Annotated in this window: 10 protein-coding genes; 9 read left to right on the plus strand and 1 reads right to left on the minus strand. The window is 67.8% G+C overall.

All coding sequences use genetic code 11. From position 1 onward, the window contains the following. Positions 1 to 128: 128 nt before the first annotated feature. From rplJ to HD596_RS18550, 3 genes are all read left to right on the plus strand, one after another. Positions 129 to 653, plus strand: coding sequence for a 50S ribosomal protein L10 (rplJ, locus tag HD596_RS18540; RefSeq protein ID WP_185070578.1), 525 nt, complete (start codon positions 129 to 131; stop codon positions 651 to 653). A 72-nt stretch (positions 654 to 725) separates the two neighbouring features. Next, positions 726 to 1,118: a 50S ribosomal protein L7/L12 gene (gene rplL / locus HD596_RS18545; protein WP_185070580.1), complete on the plus strand. Its 393-nt coding sequence runs from the start codon at positions 726 to 728 to the stop codon at positions 1,116 to 1,118. 145 nt (positions 1,119 to 1,263) lie between these two features. Beyond that, entirely contained in the window at positions 1,264 to 3,174 is a 1,911-nt protein-coding gene (locus tag HD596_RS18550; RefSeq protein WP_313044504.1) for a mannosyltransferase YkcB-related protein, read from the plus strand. Here HD596_RS18550 and HD596_RS18555 read toward each other — a convergent pair. Next, positions 3,161 to 3,565, minus strand: coding sequence for a nuclear transport factor 2 family protein (locus tag HD596_RS18555; protein WP_185070582.1), 405 nt, complete (start codon positions 3,563 to 3,565; stop codon positions 3,161 to 3,163). The genes HD596_RS18550 and HD596_RS18555 overlap by 14 nt on opposite strands. 90 nt (positions 3,566 to 3,655) lie before the next feature. Here HD596_RS18555 and HD596_RS18560 point away from each other — a divergent pair, with 90 nt between their 5' ends. The 6 genes from HD596_RS18560 to HD596_RS18585 all read left to right on the plus strand — a co-directional run bounded on the left by HD596_RS18560 (position 3,656) and on the right by HD596_RS18585 (position 14,332). Then, positions 3,656 to 4,222 (plus strand): TetR/AcrR family transcriptional regulator, encoded by a 567-nt coding sequence (locus HD596_RS18560; protein ID WP_185070584.1) that lies wholly within the window; start codon positions 3,656 to 3,658, stop codon positions 4,220 to 4,222. Positions 4,223 to 4,319: 97 nt separating this feature from the next. Further along, complete coding sequence (locus HD596_RS18565) at positions 4,320 to 5,321, plus strand: ABC transporter ATP-binding protein (RefSeq protein WP_185070586.1); 1,002 nt, start codon at positions 4,320 to 4,322, stop codon at positions 5,319 to 5,321. 196 nt (positions 5,322 to 5,517) lie between these two features. After that, positions 5,518 to 6,018, plus strand: coding sequence for an Rv1363c family protein (locus HD596_RS18570; RefSeq protein WP_313044508.1), 501 nt, complete (start codon positions 5,518 to 5,520; stop codon positions 6,016 to 6,018). Between the two features lie 4 nt (positions 6,019 to 6,022). Continuing rightward, on the plus strand, positions 6,023 to 6,532 hold the full coding sequence (locus tag HD596_RS18575) for an Rv1363c family protein (RefSeq protein WP_313044510.1): 510 nt from the start codon (positions 6,023 to 6,025) through the stop codon (positions 6,530 to 6,532). A gap of 436 nt (positions 6,533 to 6,968) precedes the next feature. Continuing rightward, the gene (gene rpoB, locus HD596_RS18580; protein ID WP_185070590.1) at positions 6,969 to 10,439 is read left to right on the plus strand and encodes a DNA-directed RNA polymerase subunit beta; all 3,471 of its coding nucleotides are present in this window, start codon (positions 6,969 to 6,971) and stop codon (positions 10,437 to 10,439) included. 17 nt (positions 10,440 to 10,456) lie between these two features. Further along, positions 10,457 to 14,332 carry a DNA-directed RNA polymerase subunit beta' gene (locus HD596_RS18585; RefSeq protein WP_185070592.1) on the plus strand — a complete coding sequence of 1,292 codons (3,876 nt, stop codon included), beginning with the start codon at positions 10,457 to 10,459 and terminating at the stop codon, positions 14,330 to 14,332. Positions 14,333 to 14,670: the final 338 nt, after the last annotated feature.

The following is a 14,670-nucleotide window of genomic DNA, read 5'->3' on the forward strand; positions in this document are numbered from 1 at the left end:
CCGCGCAGGTGTGATGCGAGTTTCCCACATGGTGTGACCCATGTGTGTGAGCCCCGTGTGCGCCCTGCGCCCGGGGCTGTTCTCATTTTCAGGGGCCCTTCGCCGGTGGCACATCTGGAAGGAGGCCCATGGCGAGGGCGGATAAGGCGACAGCGGTTGCCGAGCTCAAGAGTGAGTTCGAAGGCAGCGCCGCCGCCGTTCTGACCGAGTACCGCGGTCTCACCGTCGCGCAGCTCAAGGAGCTGCGTAATTCTCTCGGTGAGAATGCGAAGTTCGCCGTGGCGAAGAACACCCTGACCAAGATCGCGGCCAACCAGGCCGGTGTCTCGGGTCTCGATGACCTGCTCGCCGGTCCGACCGCGATCGCCTTCGTCAACGGCGACGTTGTCGAGGCCGCCAAGGGTCTGCGTGACTTCGCCAAGGCCAATCCCCTTCTGGTGATCAAGGGCGGTGTCCTCGAGGGCAAGACGCTCGACGCCACCGAGATCACCAAGCTCGCCGACCTCGAGTCCCGCGAGGTCCTCCTCGCGAAGCTTGCTGGCGCGCTCAAGGCGAAGCAGAGCGCTGCCGCTGCTGTGTTCGCCGCGCTGCCCACGCAGATGGCTCAGCTGGCCGACGCCCTGCGCGCGAAGCGCGACGAGGCGGGCGAGTAGCACGGGGGTTGCCGCAACACCCGCGGTCCCGTTTCTAGTTTCAGCAAGTCCCGAACGTAAGGAAAAAGCATCATGGCGAAGCTCAGCACCGACGAGCTGCTCGACGCGTTCAAGGAGATGACCCTCCTCGAGCTGTCCGAGTTCGTGAAGCAGTTCGAAGAGGTCTTCGACGTCAAGGCCGCCGCCCCCGTCGCGGTTGCCGCCGCCCCCGCCGCCGCCGGTGGTGGCGAGGCCGCCGCCGTTGAGGAGCAGGACGAGTTCGACGTCATCCTCGAGGCTGCCGGCGACAAGAAGATCCAGGTCATCAAGGAGATCCGCGCCCTCACCTCCCTGGGCCTCAAGGAGGCCAAGGACCTGGTGGACGGCGCTCCCAAGCCCGTCTTCGACGGCAAGGTCAACAAGGAGCAGGCGGAGAAGGCCAAGGCTGCCCTCGAGGGCGCCGGCGCCACCGTGACCGTCAAGTAAGACGGTTTCTGTTCGCTGAAAAGGGGCGGGGACATCCTGGTGCCGGATGTCCGCCGCCCCTTTTTCGTGTCCTGAGCGGCCTCGCTCAGGAGATTCTCATGTCCGTCTCATCGCGCCGCGAAGCGGCTTGCCTAGCGTGCGAGCTGTGGTTACCGAAGCGAAGTCCCGTTGGGCGCTGACCGCCCTGCTCACAGGCACCGCGGTGCTCTACATCTGGGGCCTCGGCGCCTCCGGATGGGCAAATTCGTTCTATTCGGCGGCCGTTCAGGCGGGCAGTCAGAGCTGGACGGCGTTCTTCTTCGGGTCCTCCGACGCCGCGAACGCGATAACCGTCGACAAGACGCCCGCCTCCTTGTGGCCGATGGCGCTCAGCGTGCGGTTGTTCGGGCTCAATTCCTGGGCCATTCTCATTCCTCAGGCGCTCATGGGCGTGGGCACGGTGGCGCTGGTGTACGCGTCCGTGCGCAGGTTGGCCGGCGTCCGGGCCGGGCTGCTGGCCGGGGCCGTGATGGCGGTGACGCCGGTGGCCGTGTTGATGTTCAGGTTCAACAACCCCGACGCGCTGCTGGTGCTGCTGCTGACGGCCGCCGGGTACTGCGTGGTGCGGGCGCAGGAACGCGGGGTCACGCGGTGGCTGGTGCTGGCGGGGGCGGCGATCGGGTTCGCGTTCCTGGCGAAGATGTTGCAGGCGTTCCTGGTGCTGCCGGGGTTCGCACTGGTCTATCTCGTCACGGCACCGGTGCCGTTCTGGCGGCGGGTGTGGCAGCTGTCGCTGGCGGGCGCGGTCATGGTGGTCTCGGCCGGGTGGTGGGTGCTGGCGGTGGCGCTGGTGCCGGCCTCGCAGCGGCCGTACATCGGGGGTTCGCAGACCAACAGCGTGCTGGAGCTGGCGCTCGGCTACAACGGGATCGGGCGGCTCAACGGCGGTGACTACGGCGGGCTGGGCAACCTGAACCAGCAGGCCGGGTGGCTGCGGCTGTTCGACACCGAGGCGGGCGGGCAGATCTCCTGGCTGCTTCCGGCGGCGCTGGCGCTGCTGGCCGCCGTCACCTGGGTCACCTGGCGGGCGCCGCGGACCGATCCGCTCCGGGCCGCCCTCTGGGTCTGGGGGAGCTGGCTGATCGTGACCGGGCTGGTCTTCAGCCTGATGCAGGGCATCTTCCACGCGTACTACACCGTCGCCCTGGCTCCGGCGATCGCGGTGCTCGTGGGCATGGGGGCGGCTGTCCTGTGGGAGCGGCGGGCGTACCGGCTGCTGGCGTTGATCACGGCCGGTACGGCCGTGTGGTCGTACGTGCTGCTGTCGCGCAGCGCGGAGTGGAACTCCTGGCTGGGCGTGGTCGTGCTGGTGGCGGGGCTGGGGGCGGCCCTGGCGATGTTGTTCGCGCGCCGAGCGCTGGTCGTGGTGGCCGTCGCCGTGGTGGCGTGCCTGGCGTCCCTGGCGGGGCCGGCGGCGTACGCGGTGGACACGGCCGCGTCCGCGCACACCGGGGCCATCCCGACGGCGGGGCCCTCCACCGGCGGGTTCGGCCGGGGCTTCGGCGGGCCCGGCGGCGGCGGGTTCGGGGCCGGCGGGCCTGGGGGTGGCGGTCAGCAGTTCCGCCGGACGCCCGGGAACGGCTGGTCGCCCGGCCGTCAGGCGTTCCAGGCGCCGCCCGGTGGCCGGGGGATGGGGCGCGGCGGCATGGGCGGGCTGCTCAACGCGGGCACTCCGGCCGCCGAGCTGACCGCGCTGCTGAAGACCGGCGCCTCCGCGTACACGTGGGCGGCGGCGACGGTGGGCTCCAACAACGCGGCCGGCTACCAGCTCGCCAGCGGGCAGCCGGTGATGGCGGTGGGCGGCTTCAACGGCACCGACCCCGCGCCGACGCTCGAGCAGTTCAAGCGGTACGTCGCCGAGAAGAAGATCCATTACTTCGTCGGCACGGGGATGGGGATGGGCGGTCGCAGCACGGGCGGCAGCGACGACGCGGCCCGGATCGCGGCCTGGGTGCAGGAGACCTTCACCGCCACCACCGTCGGGGGGACGGCGGTCTTCGACCTCACCCGGCCGTGAGGGAGGCGGCGGCGCGGACCTGGGTGACGGCGCCGGTGTCCATGTAGTCCCGGGTGTGGATGATCCGGCCGTTCCTGATCCGGAGCACGAGGAGGCCAGGGACGGTGATCGACTGCCCGCCGACCGTGACGAACGTGTCCTGCTCCAGCAGCACGACCTCCGGGTCGGTCGCCTGGTGGAGCGAGACGCGCCGTACCTCGTCGGGCTTGAACGGCAGCGCGCCCCACATCGCCCGGTATCCGGCGCGGATCTCCTCCCTCCCCTTGAACGGCGCCAGCCCCCCGAACGGGAACTCGTGCAGCGCGTCCTCCGCGTAGAGGTCGGCCAGTTCGTCCGCGGACTTGTGGAGCATGGCCGCGTGGTAGGCGGTGACGATCTCTTCGACGGACATGGGTGATCCCTTCCAATTCACTCAACAGTCGTTGACTCAACGAGCGTAGAGCGAAGGAGCGAGGTCGGTCAACGCATGTAGAGTCGGGGCGTGGTCGAGAAGGGGCTTCCGCGGGCCGAACGGCGGCGCAGGAGCGAGGAGCGGATCCTGGGGTCCGCCAGGGCGCTGTTCGCCGAGGTGGGGTTCGAGCGGGCCACCATCAGGGCCATCGCCAGGCGGGCCGAAGTTGACCCCGCCCTCGTGATGCAGTACTTCGGCAGCAAGCAGGAGCTCTTCCAGCGGGCCGTGCAGGCGGCGCCGGTCGCGCACGGCGAGCTGAGCGCTGACGAGGTGGTCGAGCAGGTGCTCGGCACGCTCGGCCTGAAGCTGGGCGAGCTGCCGCAGAGCTCGCTGGCCATGATGCGCTCCATGCTCACGCACCCCGAGGCGGCCGTCTCGGCGCGCAAGGTGCTGGGCGCGCAGATCGACCGGCTGGCCCAGGTCGTGCCAGGCGAGGACGCGAGGCTGCGAGTGGCACTGATGATGATGATCATGCTCGGCGTGACCGTCGGGCATCAGCTGCTCGACCTCGACGAGCTGCGCGGGGTGCCGCAGGAGGAGATCGCCCGGCTGCTGCGGCCCGGCCTGCAGGCGCTCGCCGGCCCGGAGGGCTCATAACCGCGCCGTAACAAGTTATTGGAACGGGTTCCAATTCGGTCGGCCGCCGTTACGGTTGAGAGGCCCCTGAATACTGCCTGCGATCGGAAGGTGTCCAGTGGGAGTCGAAGTCGTGGTCGACGGGCTGACCAAGTCGTTCGGCCGGCAGGTCATCTGGGAGGACGTCTCGCTCACGCTCCCCGCGGGCGAGATCTCCGTCCTGCTCGGCCCTTCGGGCACCGGCAAGTCGGTCTTCCTCAAGACGCTGGTGGGCCTGCTGCGGCCCGATCGCGGGCACATCTGGATCGACGGCTATGACCTGGCCAACTGCAACGAGAACAAGCTCTACGAGCTGCGCCGGCTGTTCGGCGTGCTCTTCCAGGACGGGGCGCTGTTCGGCTCGCTCAACCTCTACGACAACATCGCCTTCCCGCTGCGCGAGCACACCAAGAAGACCGAGTCGCAGATCCGCCAGATCGTGATGGAGAAGGTGGAGCTGGTCGGCCTGGTCGGCGCGGAGTCCAAGCTGCCCGGGGAGATCTCCGGCGGCATGCGCAAGCGCGCGGGGCTGGCCAGGGCGCTGGTGCTGGATCCGGAGATCATCCTGTTCGACGAGCCCGACTCCGGCCTCGACCCCGTCCGCACCGCGCTGCTCAACCAGACCATCGTCGACCTCAACGCCGAGATCGAGGCGACGTTCCTGATCGTGACGCACGACATCAACACCGCCCGTACGGTCCCCGACAGCATCGGGATGCTGTTCAGGCGCGAATTGGTCATGTTCGGCCCGCGCGAGATGCTGCTGTCGAGCGACGAGCCGGTGGTCCGGCAGTTCCTCAACGCCAGGAGGCACGGGCCCATCGGCATGTCGGAGGAGAAGGACCTGTCCGAGCTGGAGGCCGAGGCCCAGATGGGGCTCGATCCCGGCGTGCTGCCGCCGATCCCGCCGCAGCTCATGCCGACCGGCAACAGGATCCGTCGCTCGCAGCAGCCGCCGGGGGCGTGGCTGGCGGCCAACGGCGTGATCCCGCCGCAGGGCTCGTTCGTGGACGAACGCGGGCGTAACTGGCTGGAGGAGTATCCCCGCCGCGTGAACGCCTACCTGCACGGCGTCCAGTAACTCCCTGGTGCTTCCTGCCGAATAGGGCGGCGCAGGCCCTCAGCGGGCAGCTGAGGGCCGTCTGAGGGCATATCGGGGAGATCCGGGTTCGTTGCCCGATTCGTGCCGCGTCCTCTACCGTCTCGGTTGTTTCGGGGGCTCCAGCGCGGAGCCGGGGGTTATGATCCGGCGACCGGCTGGGGAAGGGGTGAGCGACGTGGCAGGACTTGCCGCCCGGCCCGCCCGCATCCTGATCGCCGCGCTCAGCGGAGTGCTCGCGGTGCTGGTCGGCACGGGCGTGTGGATCGCCGCGCAGGCGCGCGAGGAGCAGGGCAGGGCAGGCGACAAGCAGTCGGCGCTCCTGGCGGCGGGGACCCACGCGAAGAACCTGATCTCGCTCGACTACAAGTCCGTCGACGCCGACATCAGGCGCATCCTCGACACCTCGACCGGGCCGGCCAGGGCGGAGTACGAGGCCAACGCGGCCAAGCTCAAGTCCACCACGGTCAGGAACAAGGTCGTCCAGCACGGCGTGCTGCGCGCGACGGGGCTGGCCTCCATGGCCGGCACCACGGCCAAGGTGCTGGTCGTGGCCGACGTGGAGATCCGCTGGGAGGGCTCCAAGAGCCCGCCGCAGGAGCGGTACTACCGGTGGTCGATGGAGCTGGCCAAGGTCGGCGGCGCCTGGCTGGTGTCCAAGGCGGTGCAGGTCTCGTGAGGCGGTGGGAAGCCAGGTGAGGACGGTCACGATCGTGCTGCTGGGGATCCTCGTGGTGGTGGCCGCAGTGCTGGTGCCCACGATGTGGTTCAACCTGCGCGACCTGCGGGCGGCCGACGCGGCCGGGGCGCAGGCCATGGCGGCGGCCAAGGAGGTGGCGCCCGACCTGCTCTCCTACGACTACCGGACGGTGGAGGAGGATCTGGCCCGGGCGGGGACGCACACGACCGGGCAGTTGACCGAGCACTACAAGCAGCTGACCACGTCCCTGGTGTCCAGGGCCAAGGCGCAGAAGATCGTGCAGACCGTGGCCGTGGCGGGGGCGGGAGTCGAGCGCGCGGAGCCTGATCGCGTCGAGGTTCTGCTGTTCGTGAACACGGGTATGGTCAAGAACGTTCCGGGTCAGGCCGCGCCGCAGCAACAGTTCACCCAGAACCGCGCCAGGTTCGTCATGGTCCGGCAAGGATCTCGCTGGCTGGTGGCGGACCTTTCGACCCTGCTGGGTACCGCCTGACCCTCGGGCGCGCCGCTTCGTTCAATTGTTACCAAAAATCAGGTTTAGCGAAGCCATTGGAGCGGGTAACTCAGTCACAGCTACACCGGTTGCCGGCATGGGTTCGGCCCCCGGTGTGACAGAGCGTTAACCGCCCCCGTTCGCGGGTATCGTCTTGGGGCCTGGCGGTAGGCGCCCGGTCACACAGGGGAGAAAACCCAGCGTCCGGGCCCCTAGTCGGCTAAAAGTCGGGCTTGTGGGCTTGACGTTTCCGCCTGAACGGGCGATGCTGCGACCAACGTGGAGCATGCAGCGAGAGCGAAGTGGACAGGCGTGTGCCGTTCGGCTACACTGCCCCTTTGCGCTGCCCTTTGACGACCCGCTCCGCTTGCTCACGTTGCGAGGTTGTCTGGCGTGCGTGTAGTCAGTCCGCCGCGAGCCCTCGGAAGGACATCTGTTGGCAGCCTCGCGCAACGCCTCCGCCGTACCCGCTGGTCCCCGTCGCGTGTCATTCGCGCGCATCCAGGAGCCCCTCGAAGTTCCTGACCTTCTTGCTCTGCAGACCGAGTCGTTCGACTGGCTGCTCGGAAACGAGAAGTGGAAGGCCCGGGTAGAGGCGGCTCGCCAGGCCGGGCGCAAGGACGTCCCGACTCAGTCGGGCCTCGAAGAGATCTTCGAAGAGATCAGTCCGATCGAGGACTTCTCGGGGACCATGTCCTTGTCGTTCCGCGACCACCGATTCGAGCCGCCGAAGTACTCAGTAGATGAGTGCAAAGACAAGGACATGACCTTCTCCGCCCCGATGTTCGTGACGGCGGAGTTCATCAATAACACCACCGGTGAGATCAAGAGCCAGACGGTGTTCATGGGCGATTTCCCGCTCATGACGCCGAAGGGCACGTTCATCATCAACGGCACCGAGCGTGTCGTGGTCTCGCAGCTGGTCCGTTCGCCCGGTGTCTACTTCGAACGCAATGTCGACAAGACGTCCGACAAGGACCTGTTCGGCTGCAAGGTCATCCCGTCGCGGGGTGCCTGGCTGGAGTTCGAGATCGACAAGCGCGACAGCGTCGGTGTGCGCATCGACCGCAAGCGCAAGCAGGCCGTCACGGTGCTGCTCAAGGCGCTGGGCTGGACCAGCGAGCAGATCCTCGAGAAGTTCGGCCAGTACGAGTCGATGCGGGCCACCCTGGAGAAGGACCACACGGCCGGCCAGGATGACGCGCTGCTGGACATCTACCGCAAGCTGCGGCCGGGTGAGCCGCCGACCAAGGAGTCGGCGCAGACCCTGCTGGAGAACCTCTATTTCAATCCCAAGCGGTACGACCTGGCCAAGGTCGGTCGTTACAAGATCAACAAGAAGCTCGGGGTCGACTCGGAGATCTCGCAGGGCACCCTGACCGAGGACGACATCGTCGCCACGATCGAGTACATCGTCCGCCTGCACGCGGGCGAGGAGTCGATGCCGGGCGCCAACGACCGCGAGGTCATCGTCGAGGTCGACGACATCGACCACTTCGGCAACCGTCGTCTGCGCAGTGTCGGCGAGCTCATCCAGAACCAGGTCCGCCTGGGCCTGGCCCGTATGGAGCGCGTCGTGCGCGAGCGCATGACCACGCAGGACGTCGAGGCGATCACGCCGCAGACCCTGATCAACATCCGCCCGGTCGTGGCGTCGATCAAGGAGTTCTTCGGCACCTCGCAGCTGTCGCAGTTCATGGACCAGACCAACCCGCTGGCCGGCCTGACGCACAAGCGGCGGCTGTCCGCGCTGGGTCCCGGTGGTCTGTCCCGTGAGCGGGCCGGCTTCGAGGTCCGTGACGTGCACCCGTCCCACTACGGCCGGATGTGCCCGATCGAGACCCCTGAAGGCCCGAACATCGGCCTCATCGGCTCGCTGGCCTCCTACGGCCGGATCAACGCCTTCGGCTTCGTCGAGACGCCTTACCGCAAGGTCGTCGACGGCAGGGTGACCGAGCAGATCGACTACCTCACCGCCGACGAGGAGGACCGCTACGTCAAGGCGCAGGCCAACACGGCGCTCAACCCCGACGGGTCGTTCGCCGAGTCCCGCGTCCTGGTCCGCACCAAGGGCGGTGAGACCGAGCTCGCCCGTGCCGAGGAGGTCGACTACATCGACGTGTCGCCGCGCCAGATGGTGTCGGTGGCCACCGCGATGATCCCCTTCCTCGAGCACGACGACGCCAACCGCGCGCTCATGGGCTCCAACATGCAGAGGCAGTCCGTGCCGCTGCTGAAGAGCGAGGCGCCGCTGGTCGGCACCGGCATGGAATACCGTGCCGCGACCGACGCCGGCGACGTCATCAGCGCCGACAAGGCCGGTGTGGTCGAGGAGGTCTCCGCCGACTACATCACCGTCATGAACGACGACGGCACCCGCACCACCTACCGTGTCGCCAAGTTCAAGCGCTCCAACCAGGGCACCTCGTTCAACCAGAAGCCCATCGTCGCCGAGGGCGACCGGGTCGAGGTCAACCAGGTCATCGCCGACGGCCCCTGCACCGACAAGGGCGAGATGGCGCTGGGCAAGAACCTCCTGGTGGCGTTCATGCCGTGGGAGGGCCACAACTACGAAGACGCGATCATCCTGTCCCAGCGACTGGTGCAGGACGACGTGCTGTCCTCGATCCACATCGAGGAGCACGAGGTCGACGCCCGCGACACCAAGCTGGGCCCCGAGGAGATCACCCGGGACATCCCGAACGTCTCCGAGGAGGTCCTGGCCGACCTCGACGAGCGCGGCATCATCCGCATCGGCGCCGAGGTCGTTCCCGGTGACATCCTCGTCGGCAAGGTCACGCCCAAGGGTGAGACCGAGCTGACGCCGGAGGAGCGGCTGCTGCGCGCGATCTTCGGTGAGAAGGCCCGCGAAGTGCGTGACACCTCGCTGAAGGTGCCGCACGGCGAGCAGGGCAAGGTCATCGGCGTGCGCGTGTTCTCCCGCGAGGAGGGCGACGAGCTGCCGCCGGGCGTCAACGAGCTGGTCCGCGTCTACGTGGCCCAGAAGCGCAAGATCACCGACGGCGACAAGCTGGCCGGCCGGCACGGCAACAAGGGCGTCATCTCCAAGATCCTGCCCGTCGAGGACATGCCGTTCCTGGAGGACGGCACGCCGGTCGACATCATCCTCAACCCGCTGGGCGTGCCCGGCCGGATGAACGTCGGCCAGGTGCTGGAGACCCACCTGGGGTGGATCGCCGCCCGCGGCTGGGACATCTCCGGCATCCAGGAGGCCTGGGCCGAGCGGCTGCGTGACAAGGGCTTCGAGAAGGTGGCCCCGCGCACCAACATGGCCACGCCGGTCTTCGACGGCGCCCACGAGGAGGAGATCGTCGGTCTCCTCGACAACACCATCGCCAACCGCGACGGTGACCGGATGGTGCAGGCGACGGGCAAGGCCCGGCTGTTCGACGGTCGTTCCGGTGAGCCGTTCCCGTATCCGATCTCGGTCGGCTACATCTACATTCTCAAGCTGCTGCACCTGGTCGACGACAAGATTCACGCGCGTTCGACGGGTCCGTACTCGATGATCACCCAGCAGCCGCTGGGTGGTAAGGCGCAGTTCGGTGGCCAGCGCTTCGGTGAGATGGAGGTGTGGGCGCTCGAGGCGTACGGCGCCGCCTACGCCCTGCAGGAGCTGCTGACCATCAAGTCCGACGACGTTCTCGGCCGGGTGAAGGTCTACGAGGCCATCGTCAAGGGCGAGAACATTCCCGAGCCGGGCATTCCGGAGTCCTTCAAGGTCCTCATCAAGGAAATGCAGTCGCTGTGCCTCAACGTCGAGGTGCTCTCCAGCGACGGCATGTCCATCGAGATGCGCGACACCGACGAGGACGTCTTCCGCGCGGCGGAAGAGCTCGGCATCGATCTGTCCCGGCGTGAGCCGAGCAGCGTGGAAGAAGTCTGAGGGGGAGATCGCACAAAATGCTGGACGTCAACTTCTTCGACGAGCTCAGGATCGGCCTCGCGACGGCCGACGACATCCGTCAGTGGTCGCACGGCGAGGTCAAGAAGCCCGAGACCATCAACTACCGCACCCTCAAGCCGGAAAAGGACGGGCTCTTCTGCGAGAAGATCTTCGGTCCGACCCGCGACTGGGAGTGCTACTGCGGCAAGTACAAGCGCGTCCGCTTCAAGGGCATCATCTGTGAGCGCTGTGGCGTCGAGGTGACTCGCGCCAAGGTGCGTCGTGAGCGGATGGGCCACATCGAGCTGGCCGCGCCGGTCACGCACATCTGGTACTTCAAGGGCGTCCCGTCGCGCCTCGGCTACCTGCTCGACCTGGCCCCGAAGGACCTGGAGAAGGTCATCTACTTCGCGGCCTACATGATCACGCATGTCGACACCGAGATGCGTGAGCGTGACCTGCCCTCGCTGGAGGCGAAGATCTCCGTCGAGCGGCAGCACATCGAGCAGCGCCGTGACGCCGACGTCGAGACCCGGCAGAAGAAGCTCGAGGCCGACCTGGCCGAGCTCGAGGCCGCCGGTGCCAAGGGTGACCAGCGCCGCAAGGTCCGCGAGGGCGCCGAGCGCGAGATGCGCCAGCTCCGCGACCGGGCCCAGCGCGAGCTGGACCGGCTCGAGGAGGTCTGGAGCCGCTTCAAGAACCTCAAGGTCCAGGACCTCGAGGGCGACGAGCTGCTCTACCGCGAGATGCGTGACCGCTTCGGCCGCTACTTCAAGGGCGGCATGGGCGCGCAGGCGATCCAGGACCGCCTGATCAGCTTCGACCTCGACGCCGAGGCCGAAAACCTGCGCGAGACCATCCGCAGCGGCAAGGGCCAGAAGAAGGCCCGCGCCCTCAAGCGGCTCAAGGTCGTGTCGGCGTTCCTCAACACCACCAACTCGCCGCGCGGCATGGTGCTCGACTGCATCCCGGTCATCCCGCCGGACCTGCGCCCGATGGTGCAGCTCGACGGTGGCCGGTTCGCGACCTCCGACCTCAACGACCTCTACCGCCGGGTCATCAACCGTAACAACCGCCTCAAGCGGCTTCTCGACCTCGGCGCGCCCGAGATCATCGTGAACAACGAGAAGCGGATGCTGCAGGAGGCCGTCGACGCGCTGTTCGACAACGGCCGTCGCGGTCGCCCGGTCACCGGTCCCGGCAACAGGCCGCTGAAGTCCCTGAGCGACATGCTCAAGGGTAAGCAGGGTCGTTTCCGTCAGAACCTGCTGGGCAAGCGAGTCGACTACTCCGGCCGTTCGGTCATCGTCGTCGGCCCGCAGCTCAAGCTGCACCAGTGCGGTCTGCCCAAGCAGATGGCGCTGGAGCTGTTCAAGCCGTTCGTGATGAAGCGGCTGGTCGACCTCAACCACGCCCAGAACATCAAGTCGGCCAAGCGCATGGTCGAGCGCGCCCGCCCCGTGGTGTGGGACGTGCTCGAGGAGGTCATCACCGAGCACCCGGTGCTGCTCAACCGCGCTCCGACGCTCCACCGCCTGGGCATCCAGGCGTTCGAGCCGCAGCTGGTCGAGGGCAAGGCCATCCAGATCCACCCGCTCGTCTGCACCGCGTTCAACGCGGACTTCGACGGCGACCAGATGGCCGTGCACCTGCCGCTGTCGGCTGAGGCCCAGGCCGAGGCACGCATCCTGATGCTCTCGACCAACAACATCCTCAAGCCGGCCGACGGCAAGCCCGTGACGATGCCCACCCAGGACATGGTCATCGGCCTCTACTGGCTGACCACCCACAAGGAAGGCGCGCTGGGCGAGGGCCGCGTGTTCGGCTCGATCGCCGAGGCGCAGATGGCCTTCGACCGCCGCGAGCTGGAGATTCAGGCGAAGATCCAGATCCGGCTGAAGGACATCCTGCCGCCGCGCGACTGGGTCGCGCCCGAGGGCTGGGAGCAGGGTGACCCGATCCGGCTGGAGACCACGTTCGGCCGGTGCCTGTTCAACCTGACGCTGCCCGACAGCTACCCGTTCGTCGACTTCCAGGTCGGCAAGAAGCAGCTGTCCACGATCGTGAACGAGCTGGCGGAGACCTACCCGAAGATCGAGGTCGCCGCTTCGCTCGACGCGCTCAAGGACGCCGGCTTCCGCTGGGCGACGCGCTCCGGTGTCACGATCTCGATCGAGGACGTCGTCGCGCCGCCGAACAAGACCGACATCATGGAAAACTACGAGCGCCGGGCCGACAAGGTCCAGCGGGAGTACGAGCGCGGTCTGATCACCGACGAGGAGCGCCGTCAGGAGCTCATCGAGATCTGGACGCACGCGACGGCCGACGTCGAGACCGACATGGTCAACGCCTTCCCGGCGACCAACCCGGTCTGGATGATGGTCAACTCCGGCGCCCGTGGTAACAAGATGCAGGTCCGGCAGATCGCCGGCATCCGCGGCCTGGTGTCCAACACCAAGGGTGAGACGATCCCGCGGCCGATCAAGGCCTCGTTCCGCGAGGGCCTGTCGGTGCTGGAGTACTTCATCTCCACCCACGGTCAGCGGAAGGGTCTGGCCGACACCGCCCTGCGTACCGCCGACTCGGGTTACCTGACCCGTCGTCTGGTGGACGTGGCGCAGGACGTCATCGTGCGCGAGATCGACTGCGGCACCGACCGCGCCGTCCCGCTGCACGTCGGCGAGCGCGACGCGTCGGGCAACCTGGTCAAGGCCGAGAACGCCGAGTCCAACGTGCACGGCCGCATCCTGGCCGAGGACGTCGAGGTCGACGGCAAGGTCATCGCGGCGGCGGGTGTCGACATCAACGACACTCACGTCACCGCGCTGGTCCAGGCCGGCATCGAGACCGTCCGCACCCGCAGCGCGCTCGTCTGCGAGGCCAAGATCGGTGTCTGCGCGACCTGCTACGGCCGCTCGCTGGCCACCGGCAAGCTCGTGGACGTCGGCGAGGCGGTCGGCATCATCGCCGCCCAGTCGATCGGCGAGCCGGGCACGCAGCTGACCATGCGTACGTTCCACACCGGTGGTGTGGCCGGCGCCGACATCACCCACGGTCTGCCCCGTGTCACGGAGCTGTTCGAGGCGCGCATCCCCAAGGGTGTCGCCCCGATCTCCGAGGCCGAGGGCCGGGTCCGCATCGACGAGACCGACAAGACCCGGAAGATCGTGATCACCCCCGACGACGGCTCGGAGGAGATCGCGTACCCGGTGTCGATGCGCTCGCGCCTGCTCGTGCAGGACGGCCAGCGCGTGACGGTCGGGCAGCAGCTCGTCGCCGGTGCGGTCAACCCCAACGAGGTGCTGCGCATCCTCGGCCCGCGGGCCGTGCAGCTGCACCTGGTGGCGGAGGTCCAGCAGGTCTACCGGTCGCAGGGTGTGTCCATCCACGACAAGCACATCGAGATCATCGTGCGGCAGATGCTCAAGCGCGTGAACGTGCTCGAGTCCGGTGACACCGACCTGCTGCCCGGCGAGCTCGTGGAGCGGCCGCGCTTCGAGCTGATGAACCGCGAGACGGTGGCGGAGGGCGGCTCGCCGGCCGCCGGCCGTCCGGTCCTCATGGGCATCACCAAGGCGTCGCTGGCCACCGAGTCGTGGCTGTCGGCGGCCTCCTTCCAGGAGACGACCAGGGTGCTGACGGACGCGGCGATCCACGCCAAGTCCGACTCGCTCCTGGGCCTGAAGGAGAACGTCATCATCGGTAAGCTCATCCCGGCCGGCACGGGCATGCCGCAGTACCGGAACATCCGGGTGGAGCCGACCGAGGAGGCCAAGGCGGCCATGTACACCGTGGGTGGTTACGACGGCTCGGCCGCCGACTACACCTTCGGGACTGGCAGTGGTGAGGCGGTTCCGCTGGAGGAGTACGACTTCGGTCAGTACAACCGGTGATGTTCTTCTAGTCGCTGGGTGACGCGCCCGGGCTCCCGATGTGGGGGCCCGGGCGCGCTGCTTTTTAAGATCATTTTGTACGGCGGGGGTGGTCGCTCACGATCATCTGGTACGGCGGGGTGCTCGCTCAGGATCATCTGGTACGGCGGGGGTGCTCGCTCAGGATCATCTGGTACGGCGGGGCACGGTGGGCGCCACTCGCCGTACGGGGCTGATGGCCCTCCAGGAGACGGCCTCTGACCCTTCACCGGCTGACCGCCGTAACGGCGCCCGCTTGACCAGCTCCGTGGCTCCCACCCACTCGTCGCACGCCGGGCACCGGCCGCATGCTGACGGTA

The sequence above is a fragment of the Nonomuraea jabiensis genome, from assembly GCF_014204795.1.
Taxonomy (GTDB): Bacteria; Actinomycetota; Actinomycetes; order Streptosporangiales; family Streptosporangiaceae; genus Nonomuraea; species Nonomuraea jabiensis.